This window comes from Maribacter sp. R86514 (assembly GCF_044597005.1).
Classification (GTDB): domain Bacteria; phylum Bacteroidota; class Bacteroidia; order Flavobacteriales; family Flavobacteriaceae; genus Maribacter.
On sequence record NZ_CP138999.1, the window covers coordinates 3,725,136 to 3,743,899 of the forward strand.

At 35.2% G+C, this 18,764-nt stretch carries 10 protein-coding genes; 3 read left to right on the forward strand and 7 right to left on the reverse strand.

The window, feature by feature from the left end:
- Nucleotides 1-6: 6 nt before the first annotated feature.
- The 5 genes from SJY30_RS16335 to SJY30_RS16355 are packed head-to-tail and all read right to left on the reverse strand — an operon-like array spanning nucleotide 7 to nucleotide 9,712.
- Nucleotides 7-864, reverse strand: coding sequence for a hypothetical protein (locus SJY30_RS16335; RefSeq protein WP_396633190.1), 858 nt, complete (start codon nucleotides 862-864; stop codon nucleotides 7-9).
- Nucleotides 857-1,756: an AraC family transcriptional regulator gene (locus SJY30_RS16340; RefSeq protein ID WP_396633191.1), complete on the reverse strand. Its 900-nt coding sequence runs from the start codon at nucleotides 1,754-1,756 to the stop codon at nucleotides 857-859. The genes SJY30_RS16335 and SJY30_RS16340 overlap by 8 nt, the downstream gene beginning before the upstream one ends.
- 22 nt (nucleotides 1,757-1,778) lie before the next feature.
- On the reverse strand, nucleotides 1,779-3,110 hold the full coding sequence (locus SJY30_RS16345) for a vanadium-dependent haloperoxidase (protein ID WP_396633192.1): 1,332 nt from the start codon (nucleotides 3,108-3,110) through the stop codon (nucleotides 1,779-1,781).
- Nucleotides 3,111-3,114: 4 nt separating this feature from the next.
- Nucleotides 3,115-6,366: a VCBS repeat-containing protein gene (locus SJY30_RS16350; protein ID WP_396633193.1), complete on the reverse strand. Its 3,252-nt coding sequence runs from the start codon at nucleotides 6,364-6,366 to the stop codon at nucleotides 3,115-3,117.
- Nucleotides 6,356-9,712: a VCBS repeat-containing protein gene (locus SJY30_RS16355; RefSeq protein ID WP_396633194.1), complete on the reverse strand. Its 3,357-nt coding sequence runs from the start codon at nucleotides 9,710-9,712 to the stop codon at nucleotides 6,356-6,358. Before SJY30_RS16355 ends, SJY30_RS16350 begins: the two co-directional genes overlap by 11 nt.
- A gap of 276 nt (nucleotides 9,713-9,988) precedes the next feature.
- On the opposite strand from SJY30_RS16355, the gene SJY30_RS16360 reads away from it, so the two are divergent.
- A complete protein-coding gene (locus SJY30_RS16360; protein ID WP_396633195.1) occupies nucleotides 9,989-11,575 on the forward strand; it encodes a solute:sodium symporter family transporter in 1,587 nt (528 codons plus the stop codon).
- A 490-nt stretch (nucleotides 11,576-12,065) separates the two neighbouring features.
- On the opposite strand, the gene SJY30_RS16365 is transcribed toward SJY30_RS16360, so the two are convergent.
- Nucleotides 12,066-13,658, reverse strand: a complete 1,593-nt coding sequence (locus SJY30_RS16365) for a RagB/SusD family nutrient uptake outer membrane protein (RefSeq protein WP_396633196.1) — start codon at nucleotides 13,656-13,658, stop codon at nucleotides 12,066-12,068.
- Between the two features lie 18 nt (nucleotides 13,659-13,676).
- Nucleotides 13,677-16,742, reverse strand: coding sequence for a SusC/RagA family TonB-linked outer membrane protein (locus SJY30_RS16370; protein ID WP_396633197.1), 3,066 nt, complete (start codon nucleotides 16,740-16,742; stop codon nucleotides 13,677-13,679).
- A 322-nt stretch (nucleotides 16,743-17,064) separates the two neighbouring features.
- On the opposite strand from SJY30_RS16370, the gene SJY30_RS16375 reads away from it, so the two are divergent.
- Together SJY30_RS16375 and pgmB are read left to right on the forward strand one after the other, a co-directional pair.
- Nucleotides 17,065-18,087: a LacI family DNA-binding transcriptional regulator gene (locus SJY30_RS16375; RefSeq protein WP_396633198.1), complete on the forward strand. Its 1,023-nt coding sequence runs from the start codon at nucleotides 17,065-17,067 to the stop codon at nucleotides 18,085-18,087.
- 13 nt (nucleotides 18,088-18,100) lie between these two features.
- Entirely contained in the window at nucleotides 18,101-18,757 is a 657-nt protein-coding gene (gene pgmB / locus SJY30_RS16380; RefSeq protein ID WP_396633199.1) for a beta-phosphoglucomutase, read from the forward strand.
- Nucleotides 18,758-18,764: the final 7 nt, after the last annotated feature.

Sequence of the window (18,764 nt, forward strand, 5' to 3'; positions counted from 1 at the left end):
AGTAAGTTATTTTAAAGAATAAGTATATAGGTTTCCACCTTCTCCGTGTGCTTTTTCATCAGAGATAAGTAAGGTGTCGTTATTAAGGAAACAAACAGATTCTAATTGAGAACGTGCTCCTAAATCGATTTCTTGCATGTTGCTCTTGGTGAAATCATCCCAAGTGAAATCTGTAAAAACAAAAAGTTTTCCATAACTGAGCGCTATGATTTTATCACCTTTAGGCGAGATGTCTATAGAAGTTATCTGGCAAATTTTCCAATCTGAACAAGGTGTAAACGAACCAACAAGGGTCGCTTCATATTCACCTTTGGTATCGGGTACAGAATAAATATGAGCTTCTCCAGTAAACGATTTTGATCTGTTTTTGGTTACGATGTAGATTTTATTTCCATGGTGAAATATGGCTTCAGAATCATAAAAATAAGCATCTTTCTTTGGTGGAAATTCTTTTTGGTCGGGGTAGTAAAGTTCAATTTTTTCTGCGTCTATTTTGTCACCAGGTTCAATAGTTGGGTTGGGTAGCTTCAAGATTTCTAAGTTCTTGCGTTTATTGGTATTGTTGCCAATATCAGCAATGTAAAGATGACCAGCGGTATCGGTTGTAAGGTCTTCCCAGTCATGGTTTTTTCCATTTTTAACCTCTAAGCTCTTAAGAATTTCGCCATTAAAGTTTATCTGATAAATCTCATCTTTATTACCACCATCTTCTACTACCCAGATTGTTGAGTCGTTATAAGTGGCTAATCCAGAATTTTCAGATAGACTACCAGGTAAATCGGCAATTACTTTCAATTGCCCATAATTGGAACAAGATGTAAGTGTAAAGATTAATAGTACGTTTAAATATAGTATTTTACTCATCTTGTTCTGTTAATGGCATGAAAACTTCGGTCTTCCAATGTAATGCGTCTCCTCCCATATTCGGATTATTATAAAAAAACTCGATTGGTTTACCATTTACTTTAATGTCTTTTTTTTCAGCATAATCTAAAAGGGCATACCAAGCTCTGTCTGACGTAATATAATTACCGTTATAAATGGCTTTAAGTGACTTTAAACCATTAAATTCTTGATATGTTATACCCTTTATAACAGGAAGAGAATCGGTTTTTAAGATAGGATAGCAGAAGTTAAATGTTAAACTGTCGTTATCAATATTCCAATCTGTTGTTTCAATGAATGGAACACCGTTTAATTTTAGACCATTACCTACAAGTACAGAGTTTAAAAAGGGATAACTATCTTTCATGGCAATCGCTTTTTTTGATTGAATTGTTTTATGTTCTACGCAAGCACAATAGGTATTAGGTAATACTTCCTCATTTAATATCGTTACTTTAAATTCTTTTCTATGTTTATTTAGATAAGATATAAAATCAGTTACTAATTTTCTTGAGCCTTTTTCAAAATCAGTATCGATAAAAGGGATTAATAATTTGTTTTTAAAACTATTATTTAAATCGGTTACATCTACTTTGATTTTTGATGTTGAATCGTTTATAGAAAAAATATTCCATATGTACGTATGGGTAGAATCTCCAGATTTTATAGTTTGTTTTAGGTGTTTTAAATCTTCGAGCTGTACAATTGAAGCGTTGTCGATTGAGTTATTCCATGATTTTAATGATTGATTTATCGTACCTGGAAATGACTTGGCAACTACTCTTATTTGGTAGTCTTGTGGCTTTAACAAAAAATACCAAACTAAGCCGATGCAAATAATGAAAATTGTAATTGTAATCGCTTTTCTCATATTTACTAATTATACATTAAATCTAATCGTTCTTCATTTTAATTTTTGAATTCAATAGCGCACCGATTTTTCTACCTTGGCCAACACCTACTTCAACTGCAGCTCGGTAGTGAATTCCGCCATACATTCTACTGATAGCGGCTTCGTCGGCAGCTTCGTTAAAAGAGTTGAATTTTCTTATCGGTAGGCCATATGGTGTTTCTGTGTCGTCTTCAAAACTAAAATCTTCACCAAAAATACTGGTTAAGGCAGTTGCTGCAGCACCTGATACTACACTATGCCCGCTTGTATATTCTGGAAAAGGTGGTGTTTGTAAAATAGGCTTCCAGTTCTCGTCAATATGTTGATTGATCAAAGTTTCTGGTCTTATTAGATTACTTCGGTATTTTTCATCCCAACAGCTTATAAATCCGTCGGCTATTGCCATCGAAGTTTTAGTATAGGCAAAAACGGTATCATCAAAATTACTATTGGTTTTTTTGCTTGCAATTTTTGTGATTCCTATCCAATGTGCACCAGGAGTAATTTTTTTGGTAGCGAACATGAGGTGACCTCTTGTTACGGAAACATAAGGATTGCAATCCCAGAACTTGGCAATAGCAACTTCATCGGATTCATCTCCGTTCTCGGTAATTTCGTTACTGATGTTATATACCTCAATAAGTTCTTTATAGAAGTCAGAATCTTTTTCAAGGGAGAATGCTGGTGGTGGAATAGGTTTAAATTGAGAAGCCGAGTCTATGATGAACGGCCGTATTTTGTTCCAATGCGGTTCTATACCATCCATATATGCGGGTGGAGTAGGTTGCCATCTTGCTTGGTCGTCAGTATTTACCGTAAACTTAGGCATGGTACGGGTTTGGCTGTAATTGTCTTTGTTCATCCACGCTTTAATATGTTCTGCAACTTTTAATCCGTAAGTTTTAGACGCTTCAAATTCAGGTTCGTTCATTGTTTTCCACTGCGTGAAAAGGCTATCTTGTAAAATATCGAATTTATCTTCTGAGAAAATAAGTTGTCTGCTAATGTTCATGTGTGCAATTAATGCTGATAATTGAGGGTTAATACCAGATACCGTATCAATTACAGGTATGGGTGTTAGACCTTTTAGCTGACCCGAAAGGGTGTTGTATTTTGGGTTTACCTGTGCAACAATCTCATATGCGGCAATATTTGGATAGGCAAATATTCTACTTGCCACCGGTGGCGAGAAAATATCATGGATCATGATATCAATTACATGGTCAATTGAGTTATGTAATTGATCGGGAGATACTATTATAGGTTCTTTTTTCTTTTCGGTGCAATTCGCAAATATGGCACCTATTATTATGATTAAAAAATACTTCTTCATTGTACTATGGTTTGAGTATGCTATAAACTTCCGCAGCCTTATTGTTAAAGGTGAGCAAAATGTATTTGTTGTTGTTTGCGTTTAAAATATTCATGCTTCGAATCGATTTACCTGTTAAATCGAGTCCTATTTCATTGGCTAAGGTAACATTGTTGGTACTACTAATCAATGCTCCGGGGAAAGAATCAAAACGACCGTGGTATGGTTTTATGCCAAAATAATTTCCAGCAGCTAAAACTTCGGTTTTATTATCTCCGTTGAAATCAAATTCTAAGAACGCCATAATAGGTGCCAATTGTAGTTCGTAGGAAAAAGGTATAAAAGAAAACTTGCCTCCGTTGTTTCGCAGATAACCGGAACTTAAAGTATGCACCTCAAGAACTTTTGCGTTTGGTAGCATATTTTCACCTAATATATCTTTCATGGATTTTCCTGCGAAAGAGCTGTAGGTATTGAATTTTTTACGAAGTGATACCAATTGACTCGATAATTCTTTTAATCCGTCTACCGGATAATCTTTGCCGTCTTTAAAGGTACTGACAATAGTCTCTGTAGCCCCGTTTTTATCTAGGTCGCCATAAAACATTTTCATAGGATGCTCTTCTGATGTGGAGAATTTAGTATTTAAACCCCAATTGCCTAAAAGATAATCTTGATCACCATCATTGTCTATATCAAAATTGATTACGGATTGCCATAAACCATTTAATTTTTCATTTTCTAACGGATGAATTTCTGCAAATTTCCCTTCATTGTTTTGAAAGAATCTTGGTGGCATCCATTCGCCAACAAACAAAAGATCTTCCCATCCATCTTCATTGAAATCTGTAACTATGGCATCGGTAACCATACCTAACTTTTCAAATGGATTATTGGCTACTTTAAAATTGCCTTTTTCATTAGTTAATAGATAGCTGTTAGGTTTGTTTCCATAATCTGCACTAATAGATTGATTGCAAATAATGATATCTAAATCATCATCATGGTCATAATCTAATTTTAAAAGAACGGATGCATTCTCGAATAACTCAGGAAATTCTTTTTTTGTAAAAATGGAATCATTTGAAACGTAATAAGAATCTGTTAGCGGCTTCATTTCATTAAAAAAATCAGCACCACCTGTACCCACTATCAGGTCATTTTTACCATCGTAATTAAAATCGCCTATTATAGAAGTGATATCTTCCTTGATACTATCATTTTTAATTTCCGGATAATTTTTTAAGTAAAAAGTAGAATCTCCTTGAATGTAGATTTGCGACGGAATATATTTTGACCCACCAAAGAATATATCTTCTTTTCCATCACCGTCTAAATCGCCAATACTAACGGCTGGACCTCTATCTGACATTTGATAGGGAATTAGTTTTTGACGTAAATAGTCACTGTAAGCATCTTCAATATGAACATAGTCGATGCCTAGATTGTCTGAAGTTTTTTGGAACAGTAAATTCTCTTTATTTTTTGGTGTACTATAATTGAAAGGTTGAGTGTTTTCAGGTTTAATATATAGTGTTTGATTAACGGCGATATTTTTAATCAGTTGAGAGCTTCTGTCTGGCCAAACAATTTTTAAAGAATCTATGTTCTCAAGGTCTCCATAACCAAAATGAATTAAGGGTTCAGAAGAAGCTTGAAATCCGCGAACGGTGTACATTTCTTTGAACTGTTTAATTCCGTTGGCGTACGAGAATACTTTGGTGCCAATTCCGAACTTATTTTTTTCGGTGTAGTTCAGTTTAATTTTTAGCCAATTGCGCTTACTGTTGGTAGTATTTTCCTGAATTTCTGCTTTGCTATATAGATTATTGGTTATTAAATCTAAATCGCCATCATTATCTAAATCGCTATAAGCTGTTGCTCCAGAAATAATGGTGTCTTGTGCAATCCATGATTTAGATTCATCTATAAATTTAAGGTCTTTAGCACCTTTAAAAATCATGTTACCAATAAAACCTGAAGGCATCATTTTAAGTGCCTTTTGATCTACAAGGTTGGTGTTATTGATTTTTGACCGAATATTTTCGTTAGAAATATAGTTAATGTAATCAAGGTCGTTAGGACGTTTGGGAATCCCGTTACTTATATATAGATCCTGTTCTCCATCTTGGTTGAAATCCCCAAATAGAGCGCTCCAGCTCCAATCTGTAGCAGCTACACCACTCTGTAAAGCTGTTTCTAGAAACTTACCATTTGGTTGGTTTATAGAAAGCATGTTTCTAGTATACTGATTATGATAACCAAAAGTTTCGGTTTTTAGTTTTTGAATTTGAACATCATCATCACCTTCAGAAGACTTTAAAACGGTTTCATCTTTAGCTAACATATCTAAAGAAATAAGGTCTGGTAAGCCATCATGGTTAATGTCTGCTACATCACTACCCATAGAAAAACGGGTAGTGTGTCCAAATGCGACCTTGAGACTTTCCGTAAAAGTACCGTCACCATTATTTAAGTAATAATAATCATCTTCATGAAAGTCATTGCCAATATAAAGATCAGGATATCCGTCTTGATTAAAATCAGAAACGGCAATACCTAGACCGTAGCCATTTACACCGCCATAAATACCGGCATTTTCACTTACATCGACAAATTTACCGTCATCATTTCGTAATAATTTGTCGCCGGTTTCATAAATACGTTTGTGTCTAATTTGGGAGTTGCCATAAGAGTCTTGGGTGTGTATGGCATGATTGAGAAGGTATATATCTAAATCTCCGTCTAGGTCATAATCTAAAAAAGCGGCAGAAGAACTATATGACTCAAAATCCAATCCATATTCCGCGGCACTTTCTTTGAAAGTAGCATCTCCTTGATTTATAAAAAGCTCGTTGTATCCATTAAATCCGTTTAGTCCAACAACAGCACAGACGTAAATATCTAGAAGTCCGTCACCATTGACATCGCCCATAATTGTGCCTGTATTCCAAGAGCTACTACCAGCGACACCTGCTGTTTCGGTAATGTCTTCAAACTGTAAGTTCCCCTTGTTCAAGTACAACTTATTTTTTACTTGATTACCTGAAAAATAGATATCTGGCAGGCTGTCATTATTGATATCGCCAATGGCAACACCTCCACCATTATAAAAGTAGAGATAGTCTAAAATACTCAGGTCTTTTGTTTCGGTTAGCGTATTTTCAAAAGTTATACCCGTATCCTCAGCAGAATGTTTTACAAATAACTCCCCTGAATTTTGTTTACAACCAATGGCAAATACCAATACACATATGTAAAGTATACTATTCTTCATTTAATCGATACAATTTTGGTGTGTCATTGTTGATGGCTGCGATGATAAATTCGTTTCCTTTTTTATCCTTTACAATCTGCAGTTGTTTTACTTCATTCCGTATAAAGAAACCACTGTCACCATAGTTTTGCCATTCAAAATTCAATTTACCGTCACCTAGAAGAACATTACCATAGTTAGCATCTAGTCTAGAATATTGGGGTTTGAACTCAAAATTATTGCCCGCCATTACAAGATCAAGATTCCCGTCCTTGTTTACATCTAAACATTGAATGCCACATATACATGAGAATTGAACTTGAGGGGGTAGAATTTTGATAGTGAAATTACCATTGCCATCATTAATTGCAATTACGGTTTCAGCAATACGTGCTTCTTTTAATATGGTATTGTCGATAACGTCTTTTGTGAATAGCTCTTGAATAGTTTTTGAAGCATACTCTGAAGCTTTGATATTCCTTTTCTTAAGCGCTAAAATTTGAGTAGTTAATTCCTTTTTTTGATGAAGAGGATAATCACCGCCATCATAGTTTTGCGTGGTAATTTGTTCAATAGTACCATCATTATCAAAATCGTTTACCCACATTTTCATAGGTTGCCCAGGTGAGGGTTTGTAATGAATATTACTGCCCGTATTGCCCAAAATTAAATCTTGATCTCCGTCGTTATCTAAATCATAACCTTCTACAGCACCCCACCATCCATTAAGGCTGTCAAGAGAGCTTTTAGAATCGCTAAGCCTTCTGCCAGAGTTTTTATAAATTTTTGGACTGCCCCAATCAGAAACGGTTACTAGGTCATCCTTGCCGTCACCATCCATATCTAGCCATTTGGCATCTGTAATCATTCCTGCATCTTTTAGGTCGTATGCAGAACGTTCTGTAGCATCTGTAAAAGTGCCATCGCCATTATTTAAGAGGAATAAGTGATCAGGGTTTACGCCGTAGGTGCCTACAACACTTCTTGAGCCTACGAAAACATCCATATCACCATCATTATCAAAATCTGACGGAGCGACAACCGCTACATTTTTATTGATATTCGGTAGTTTGTCTTTACTTAAAGAAAAATTGCCTTTGCCATCGTTTAGATAAAGTCGGATGCCATATGTGCCTTGCATGCCTAATTCGTTTCCTCCAGTACCGACCATAAGATCTAAATCACCATCATTATCCGAATCAAAAAAGGAAGCAGTGGTATCCTCTAGTAGAGCTTCGGTTTCAAAATATTTTACAATAGGTTTAGACAGTGAGCCATTGCCATTGTGAAGATATAATGCACCGGTTTGATTTTTTGCGCCACCTATGAAAATATCATCATTACCGTCACCATTTACATCTCCTACCGCTAAACCAGGACCTTCTTCTGTTAATGATTTAGAAATCAACCCTTCGTTGTCAAAATCCATATAGTTATTTTCTTTATGGGCTAGAAATGTATTATCATCGATCGATTTTAAAAGGGTAGGAATTTCCGTTTCTTTACTTTTAAATATTTCGGTAGCTTCTTCTTGATTAAATGTAATGGTCTGGTTGGCTTTTACATTAATTAACTTAGAAGTAGTATCGTCAGGCCATATAATACGAATAGAATCTAAAGTTTCAGTAGTTCCAAGACCTATGGTCATCGGGTATTCTACTGATGACTGAAAACCTCTAGACGGCATTAAGGTCTGGTCGATAATATTATCTGGGTAATATAAACGGGCAACTGTTCCTATTCCAAATTTATTGCCATCGCTACCCTTGAATTTTAATTTTATATAGTTGTTTTCTAATTGAGATTCAGAGTTATTTCGATATACGAATGTCTCCATATTTACATTGTTGACAATCAAATCTAAATCGCCATCATTATCTAAATCTCCATAGGCAGAACCGTTAGAGCGACTTGGTAATTCAAAACCCCATTGTTTATTGTAGTTACTGAACGTAATGTCGCCGTTATTGCGGTATGCGTAGTTTGGTAAAGGCGTAACAGGCATTTTATCGATTATAGAATCAATAGACTCCTTTCTGCCCGTCAATGCCATTTTTTGAATAATGTCATTGGCAAAGAAATCTATAAAATCTAAATCGGTAAGATCATGGTTAATTCCGTTTGTAATATAAATATCTTTTAATCCGTCGTTATCCATATCGAATAAAAGTCCAGACCAGCTCCAATCTGTAGCTTCAACACCACTGTAGTATGCAATTTCGGAAAAAGAGCCATTACCGTTGTTTAGTTGTAATGTGTTTTGAATATACTGCTGATGAAAATCTTTACTCTGTTTTAGCTTAAAAATATTATACCCTTCAAATTCCATGACAGATTTTACACGCTGGTCAGGCTCTGGCAACATGTCTGTAATGAAGATATCTGTAAGTCCGTCATTATTGATATCGGCCATATCGACACCCATAGCAGATAAGCTCAAATGGTTTGTCCATTTTTGTACCTCTTCTCTAAACGTACCGTCTTGGTTGTTAATGTATAAATAATCTCTTTCGTAAAAATCGTTAGAAACATAGATGTCTGGGTATAGGTCATTATTGATGTCTACTACCATAACCCCAAGACCAAAGCCAATAAGGCTACCGTAAATACCAGCATCTTCACTAACATCAACGAATTTACCGTTATCATTTCTTAGAAGCATATCACCTACACCTCTAAAAATTTTTGGTACGCCTTCCCAATCTTGTGCTCTTACTTCTCGTTGTTCTGCATATCCCAGGCTACTTACAGGGATATTACTATTGTTTAGAATGTAGGCATCTAAATCGCCATCCTTGTCATAATCAAAGAAAGAGGCATGAGTAGAAAAACCTGTTTCCGCTAGATTATACTCATGGGCTTTTTCGGTAAAAGTGCCGTCTCCGTTATTAATATAAAGGTCGTTGTCGTGATTGTTGCCTTCCATGTTACCGGCATTACTCACATAAATGTCTAGGAAGCCGTCGTTGTTAATATCAGCCATAACTACACCTGTAGACCATGGTTTGTTACCTTTTATTCCGGCTGTTTCTGAAATATCTTCAAATTTCATTTCGCCTTTATTAAGAAATAGCTTGTTAGGCTCCATGTTGCCGGTCAAGAAAACATCAGCTAAACCATCATTATTGATATCGCCAATAGCAACACCGCCACCATTGTAAAAATTACGGTATTTAAAAATATTAAATTCTTTAGAGTTGGCGACTTTGTTTACAAAAGAAATACCTGTTTCTTCTGGCTGTAAAAGTGTAAATAATGTAGGTTCTGTTTTTTCTTCTAACCTATTTGCGCCTTCTTTAGAGCCGCAAGAATATAATAGGGATAAAAATAAACCAAGGCAGCTTATTTTAAGCAAATTTGAGTTCATTGTTGAGTTTGTTTGAGATAGCACTTCGGGTTATTTCGTAAGCTGTAAAAGTTGAGTTAGTAACCTGTATAATAGTTACTTCAAAATTAATTTGCAATATAGCCAAATACCTACTATTTATTAGGCTTATTTGGTAAAAGTCAGCGTTAAAATTTAAAGAAATCGTTATAGGTATGGTCTATAAATATGAATAATGAGATTTAGTGGCTACTTTTTAGAAGTAATGGAAATAATCCAATATATTTAACCTTGACTAAATAACAAACAACTCAACTAATGATAGGAATTTTATCTTTTTTAGGCTTTACCATTTTAGTGGCCGCAATTGCATATTTGGCAACAAGATCTACCAATGAACAAACTTCTGACGGTTACTTTTTAGGAGGAAGAAGTTTAACCGCAGGAGTAATAGCTGGATCCTTACTATTAACTAATTTATCTACAGAGCAGATTGTTGGACTGAACGGTAATGCCTATAGTGATGGAATACTAGTAATGGCCTGGGAAACTTTGGCGGCTATTGCCATGGTAATATGTGCTATTTATTTGCTGCCAAGATATTTGAAAGGTGGTATTAGTACCATACCAACGTACTTGGAAAGAAGGTTTGATACGACAACAAAAGCAATGACATCAGGTTTATTTTTAAGTGGTTATGCTATCGTGTTATTACCTATTGTTTTGTACTCTGGTTCTTTAGCGATTAGTGGTATGTTCGACTTGCCTGAGAAGTTGGGGATTTCTGAATGGGGTTCAATTTGGGTTTGTGTTTGGAGTATTGGTATTATAGGTAGTATTTATGCCATATTCGGAGGTTTAAAAGCTGTTGCCGTTTCTGATACTATTAATGCAATAGGTTTGTTGATAGGTGGTCTGTTGATACCTATATTTGGACTATATGCTATAAGCGATGACAATAGTATTTTAGGGGGATTGTCAAAACTTACGGCTGAACACCCAGAAAAGTTCAATGCAATAGGGTCAGAATCTTCGAGTATACCATTTGCTACGATATTTACTGGTATGGTGTTGGTACAGCTGTTTTATTGGGGAACCAATCAACAAATAATACAAAGGGCATTAGGTGCGAAAAATTTAAAAGAAGGTCAAAAAGGAGTAATGCTTGCAGCCTGCTTTAAGATATTAGGACCGTTAATTGTTGTTTTGCCCGGTATTATAGCTTTTCATATGTTTGATGGTCAGTTAAGCAGGGCAGATCAGGCTTATCCTAAATTAGTGGCTGCAGTATTACCGGTAACTTTCGTAGGCTTTTTTGCAGCGGTGCTTTTCGGTGCCATTTTAAGCTCTTTTAACAGTGCGTTGAATAGTTGTGTTACCTTGTTTGGTTTGGATATTTATAAAGAGTACATAAATAAAGAAGCATCTGAAACCAAAGTTGTTGCAGTAGGTAAGCGTTTTGGTGTTATGCTTGCGTTGTTTTCAATGATATTAGCACCTTTTTTATATTATGCTTCAGATGGTCTTTTTGGTTACTTGCAGCAGGTTAATGGGGCTTACAGTATTCCTATTCTATCAGCAATCGTCATTGGGTTTTTAACAAAAAGAGTTCCGGCTATTGCTGCCAAAGCAGGGATAATATTTGCCGTTGTGGTTTATGTAATTTATATATTTATGCAAAGAGGACTTGGAGTAGAATGGTTGCCACACATGTTGCATGTACAGGCTATTACTTTTGTCTTGACCATAAGTTTAATGTTGATAATTGGTAGATTGAAGCCTAGAGAAACTGACTATGAACAAAAATATACAAACGAGGTGGATATTACGGGTTGGAAATATGTAAAGCCCGTAGGCTTAATTATTACCTTAATAGTTGTTAGTACCTATATTATATTTAGATAAGATATTATAAAGAAGCTGGTACCTTTTGCACCTTATAATAGAGTACTCTAATTTCTAGAATTATTAATAGCGTAACATTTTTTATTCACTTTTGTGTGTATAAATGTTACGCTATTTGTATTCATATAATAGTTGCATTTAAACTTAATACATTAGTGATTTTTAAAATAAAATAAGCTTTTTGTCATTATCTAGTATTAGGCAAATTAATGCACTGAAATATAGCTAAAGCTGGGTAAATTGTTTTAACGTGATATAAGGGAAATGAAGAAATCAGTTTAGTAAATGATTCTTTGTTTTTCTGAGCACCACTATAGAGCTTGTTTAGTTTTGCAGATAGTGGTAAGAGTAGCTACTTTAAGTAGTTAATTTGAGAACATTAGCTTCAAAGATATTTGTTTTTTTTGCTGTTTCTGTAAAGTACAAAACGTAAAAAAGCCTCCAAAATAAACTGGAGGCCTTTTCAACTTAAACTTAAAATTATATATACTTAGTATCCTGGGTTTTGAACTAAGTTAGGGTTAGCTAGTATATCTGCAAATGGAATCGGGAATACTATAGATCTAGCGTCAGTAGCATCTTTAAGGTTCCATGCTCTTAAATACTGATCAAATCTGATCAAATCTTGTCTTCTTGTTAATTCGGCATACATTTCTCTACCACGTTCTGCTAGAAGGTCAGATTCAGTTACTGAGCCTAGTGCTGTTGCACCTCTTATAACTCTTAATGTATTGATGGCACCAGTTACATCTTGACCCATTCTAAACATAGCTTCGGCTCTCATTAAGTAATCATCAGCAAACCTGTAACGTACAGTATGAGCTCTTTGATCTCCGCCTTCTTCATTAGGATGGTATTTAAGCATTCTTGTTCCGTCCGTTTCTAATATGGCGTTATCTGCAGGGGCTGTGTATTCAGCTTTTGTTACTTCTTTAGTGAAAACTAAAGGAACACTACCTACATTGTCTCTTGCGGTTAATGGGGTTCCATCTTGTTCATATTGTTGACCAATAAGAAAACCATATCCTATTCCTAAGTTATCGGCATTTGCAGTTTCTGCATCCGGAACCCATCCTCTTCTTTCTTCTTGCCCGTCTCCAACATAATTTGTGTCTGGGTCACCTTCAAATAATTGATAAAATTCAGAAAGGGTCGCAAAACCGTTCCATCCACCACCATCGTTAGAGCCTGGGAAGTTTAGGTTATAATGTAATGTATTCCAAATTCTAGGTCCCGTAGCTGCAGGTGACCACCAAATTGTCTCAACATCATTACTAGGTCTAAATATATCAAAGAAATCTCCAGCAGCTGCTAAAGTGTATCCATCTGCTTCTATTGCATCAACAGCGTCAATTACAACTTGCATGTCTGCATTATCAGGAGTGGTTTCAAGATAAACATGTTTGTTCAAATGTAGTTTAGCCATTAAGTGATTGGCGGCTGCTTTTGTTGGCGTTTGCTTTAAATCAATACCATCACCTGCCGTAACTTGTGGTAAATCCCTAATTGCAATATTGAGATCAGCAACGATGCTGTCTATAGCAACTTGTCCTTTAAGAACTGTAGGTATTTCACTATTGGGTGCATTAACATTCCTGTAAGGTACTTGTCTCCACATATCTAAAATCCAGCTCATTGCCCAAGCTCTATAAAATCTGGCTTCAGCCTTTAGTGTGGTAATATCACCGCCAGCGGTAGTAACACTGCCTGGGTCGATTACACGTGTAGCATTAATCGTTATGCTATTTAAAGCTTGCCAAGATAAACGTATATCTTGTAGATCTGCGTTCCATGAATGTTGGTGCATGGCTAACCATCTGCCATTATCTCCCCAGTCTGTACCTCTAGTAGCTACTACGTATTCATCTGTAGTTACTTCATTTAAAGCATATAGACCATCTTGGTTCCCTAAATTACCTCCTGTTATGATGTTGGAGATATTGGCAACTTCACCTTGTACGTTTGCTACACCGGCAAAACCTTCAGATATTAATGAATCTGTGGGTTCGATCTCTAAGTCTGTACAAGAAAATGCCAGCGCTATTGGGAGTGCGAAACATAAATAATTTACTATTTTTTTCATAATCCTTTTTTTTTATTTTTAAAATGTAACATTAAATCCAACACTAAAAGTAACTGGTCTTGGATATGATAGGTAGTCTATGGAAGCAGATGGGAAGCCATTAGATGGTATGTCAGAAGTACTAACTTCAGGATCTAATCCACTATAACCTGTTAACAAAAATAAATTTTGACCTACCGCACTCAAACGCATAGTTTTAAAAGTACCTTCTCCGCTTAACGGTACATTGTAACCTATTGAAGCTGTTTGAAGTCTTACAAAATCTCCTTTTTCTAAAAAGAAAGTACTTGGATTAGTGGCAGATAGGGTAATATTATCGTCCAAAACACTTTTTAAATTGTTTCTACTTCCAATTTGTGGTGCTGCAAATAAAGCATTTGCCGTATTGTTGTAAACATAGAATCCGAATTGCCCTGAAAAGAATAAGGACGCATCCCAATTTTTATAACTCATGCTCGTAGATAAACCAGAAACGATTTTAGGTAATGCCGATTTATCTAAAATGGATGGGTCAGTGTCAACTTGAAAATTTTCGTCAACTAAACGCAGTTCGTAAGTATATAATGGTTTGCCATCGGTTAATACTTGAGACGTTGTACCGGTTAGACCTTGACCATATAAATTACCAGCTTGAATATTTGGACCTTCATAATTGGTCAATTCATTCTGATTGTAAGATATATTGAAATTAGCATTCCATACAAAGTCATCAGTTGCAAATAAGTCATAATCAAGCCCTAATTCAACACCTTGGTTGATAATGGTTCCATCGATATTTTGGAAAACAAATGGTGAAGTTGCCGGCTGTACCGCTGGTAAATTTAAAAGAATATCATTTGTTTCTTTTCTATAAAGGTCTAAAGTAGCAGTAAAACGATCATTGTTGAAACCGAAATCAAAACCTAGACCATATTGTGTTGTAGATTCCCATTTTAAATCTGGGTTTGCAAATGCTACTTCACTTGTTGCAGGTGCTGATAATTGAGAATTACTTCCTATACCTAAGCCATCCCACCTAGTTCTATTTAAGTAAGCTCCATAACCAAGACCGTCTTGGTTACCAGTAACACCCCAACTCGCTCTTAATTTAAGAGTTGAAAAAGTCTCATCATTTATAAAATCTTCTTGGTTAATCTTCCAAGCGAAAGCAGCTGAAGGGAAAATACCATATTTATTGTTATCACCAAATTTAGAAGAACCATCTGCTCTAACTGTACCTGTGAATAAATATTTATCATGAAGAGTGTAGTTTAATCTACCAAAAAAAGACTGTAATTCATCTGTAAAATCAAAAGTATCTACAGAGAATGCATTGATTGGAATATTAGGCAAAGTACTACTAGTTGTTGAGTTAATATTTGGCGTTAACCCTAGAATTCGAAATTGATCACCATTGCCAGGTAGATCATTGAAAGTACCTATACCGTAACCTTGGTAATTACTAGCCAAATTCTTAGTGTCTTCATAGGCTTGTTGCGTATTGGCTACAATTTGGTTCATGTCAGTGGTACTATACCCTTGACCCAATAAATTTTGACCACTTCTATTAAAATCTTGGAAAGAATAACCTACAAGAGCATCTAATTTAGAATTTTCAAATTCTTTATTATAGTTGATGGTAAGTTCCATTAATTTACTATCAGTGTCTAAATTACTTACAACTGCACGTCCATTTCCAATTACACCGTTTGTGAAACCAAGTATATTAGGGCTGACTACTTGTCCTCTTGTAGATTCAGATGTATCAAGACCGAAATTGATTTTAGCAGAAAGTTCGTTGGTAAATGAATAGTTTAAGGATACGTTTCCAAGAAATCTATCAGTAGCCGAATTATCGTCATAATATGTCAATAGATTTGCAGGGTTTCTATCAGGGTCGGCTCCAATGTTTGGATTAGCATTTAACGTAGGATTGGAATAATAAGTTGCTGCCAATAAATCACCAGTACTTCCTGATGTTCTACTAATAAATGGTGCTCTATCATTAATTCTAGATACCGTTCCTTGAGCGTTCAAAGTAAGTTTGTTGTCAAAAAAACGTTGTGTTAAGTTTACTCTTCCTGAGATACGTTCAAAATCAGTATTTTCGATTACCCCAAATTGTTTTGAATAACCAAAAGTAGCTCTAACATTTCCTGACCCGTAATTTTGTGAGTAAGAAAGGTTGTTGTCGGTAGAAGCAGTAGTTCTAAAAAGATACTCTTGCCAGTCGGTAGAACCGCCAAGGTCAGCACCACCTCTTTCTACAAATTCTTCAGAAGACAAAAGATCATATTTGTTTGCTACCGTTGCGATATTTAAATTGCTAGAGAAACCCCATTGACCTGAAGTACCTCCGCCTTTTCCAGATTTAGTTGTAATTACAACAACACCATTTGCACCTCTTGATCCATAGATAGCTGTTGCAGAAGCATCTTTAAGAACACTCATGCTTTCTATATCGTTAGGGTTTAGAAAGTTTAACGGGTTTTTTGCACCACTACTACCAGCACCTAAATCTCCACCAGAAGCAGAAACACTTTCGTTAGAAACAGGAACACCATCAATTACGAATAATGGACTATTGTTACCACGAACAGAACCAGCACCTCTAATTCTTAAAGTTATGCCAGCACCTGGCTCACCACTAGCTTGGGAAATTTGTACACCGGCAGTCTTACCTTGTATTAATTGTTCTGGAGATGCAATTATACCTCCATTGAAATCTTCTGAAGTAACAGAAGATACAGAACCGGTTGCATCTTTAACAGTTGTAGTACCGTAACCAATAATTACAACTTCTTCAAGTGCTTGGGCATCTTCTTGAAGTGTAATGTTAATTGAGGTTCTGCCGTTTACCGCTACTTCTTGAGTCTTGTAGCCAATATAACTTACAATAAGTACAGCACCTTCTTCTGCGGTCAAAATATAATTACCGTCAAAATCGGTTTGTGTACCATTTGTTGTTCCCTTTACTAGAACACTAGCTCCGGGTAAAGGTCCGCTTGCATCTGAAACAGTTCCAGATACTTCTTGTGCCTGTATAAATCCAAAGCACAAAAATGCGCCTAGAACCAACAGACTTTTTAGAAATGTAATCTTCATAAATTGTTAATTTAAGTTGAGTTTATTTAATTTCGAATGTTAAAAATATGTAAAAAGCTGTGTCGTTTTAAGTATTGGTAAAGTTAAAAAATTACGAAAACGGTTTCGTGTTAATAACTTTTATTTATTACGGGAATAATGAATGATAAAGGACTATTTTATCGTATTCTTAATTAACTAATGGCATAATTCAGAATATTTCAATTTTATACAAATATATAAAAAATACTTTTTTCTATATATTTACTTTTTTCCGCAGATTTTCAAACTTTAACTTTTAGAAGAGTTTAAGTTCTTATCTTAATTTTTAAAACTCTTTTTATTGAAGCCAAAAATCACTTTAAAAGATATTGCAAGAGAACTTGATGTTTCGATTTCTACTGTGTCTAAATCCTTAAAAAATAGTAAGGAGATTAGTAAAGACACAAAAGACAGAATCAAGGCATTCGCCAAATTTTATAATTACCGACCGAATAATATAGCCCTTAGCCTTAAAAATAGAAGAACTAAGAACATTGGTGTGGTAATACCTGATATAGTGCACCATTTTTTTACAACGGTATTTAGGGGTATAGAAAAGTATGCCAATAGTATGGGATATAATGTTATTATTTGTATTTCAGACGAATCGTTTGATAAAGAGGTTATCAATATGGAAATGTTGGCGAATGGTAGTATTGACGGTTTTATACTTTCATTAAGTGCCGAAACGCAACAAAAGAACGATTATACCCATCTAAAGGAATTGTTGGATCAAGGTATACCAATTGTACTATTTGATCGTGTTACCGATGAAATTGCATGTGATAAAGTAGTACTTAATGATAAGGGGATATCGAAACAGGCAGTTGAGCATTTTATTGATAAAGGCGCTAAGAAAGTTGCACTGATTACTACGGAAGAGTTTTTTAATGTTAGTGAAAGTAGAAGGGAAGGCTACTTAGAGGGTTTGAAAGATAAAGGTGTTTTGGTTGATGAGAGCTTAATACTGACCTTGCCTCATGGTCTAGACCATACAGAGCATATTACAACATTTTTTAGCAATAATAAAGTTGATGCAGTACTATGTGTCAACGAAATTTTTGCGGTTCAGTGTATGAGTATCATTCAGCAACTAGGATATCATATTCCCAATGATATTTCAATAATAGGGTTTACTGATGGTATTTTATCAAAATACTCTTCTCCAAAACTAACTACAGTAGCTCAACATGGTGAAATAATGGGTGCAAAGGCAGCCAAGTTTTTAATAGATAGAATGGAATCTTTAGAAATGGAAGAAGCTCCTTTTAAAACAGAAGTTATTAATGCCACATTGGTTAAACGTGGTTCTACAATTAATTAATACAAGTAATAGAATGAAGAAAGTAGGTTTTATATTTGATTTGGATGGTGTCATCGTAGATACGGCAAAGTACCATTATTTAGCTTGGCGTAAACTAGCCAACGAATTGGGCTTTGAATTTACAAAAGAACAAAATGAATTATTTAAGGGGGTTAGTAGAAAACGGTGCTTAGAGATTCTTTTGGATATTGGTAGTGTAGAGGCTACCCAAGAACAATTCGATACCTGGATGGTAGAAAAGAACGTAGATTATCTTGCATATATAGAAAAGATGGATGCTAGTGAAATTTTGCCAGATGTAACCAGGGTTTTAAAATTTTTAAAGAGCAAGAATATTCCCATTGCATTAGGTTCTGCAAGTAAAAACGCAAGACCTATTTTAGAGAAGGTCGATTTATTACCATATTTTGATAGTATTGTTGATGGTAATAACGTCACAAAAGCAAAACCAGATCCAGAGGTATTCTTAATAGCCGCTAATAATTTAGGGGTTGAGGCAAGTTCATGTGTTGTTTTTGAAGATGCCGTTGCAGGTATTCAAGCAGCAAATGCGGCGAGCATGGTAAGTATAGGTATTGGTGATGCGCATATATTGAGCGAGGCCAATCATAATTTTAACGACTTTACAGAAATGAGCGATGATTTTTTAGGGTCATTGATCAAAAAATAATAAAATC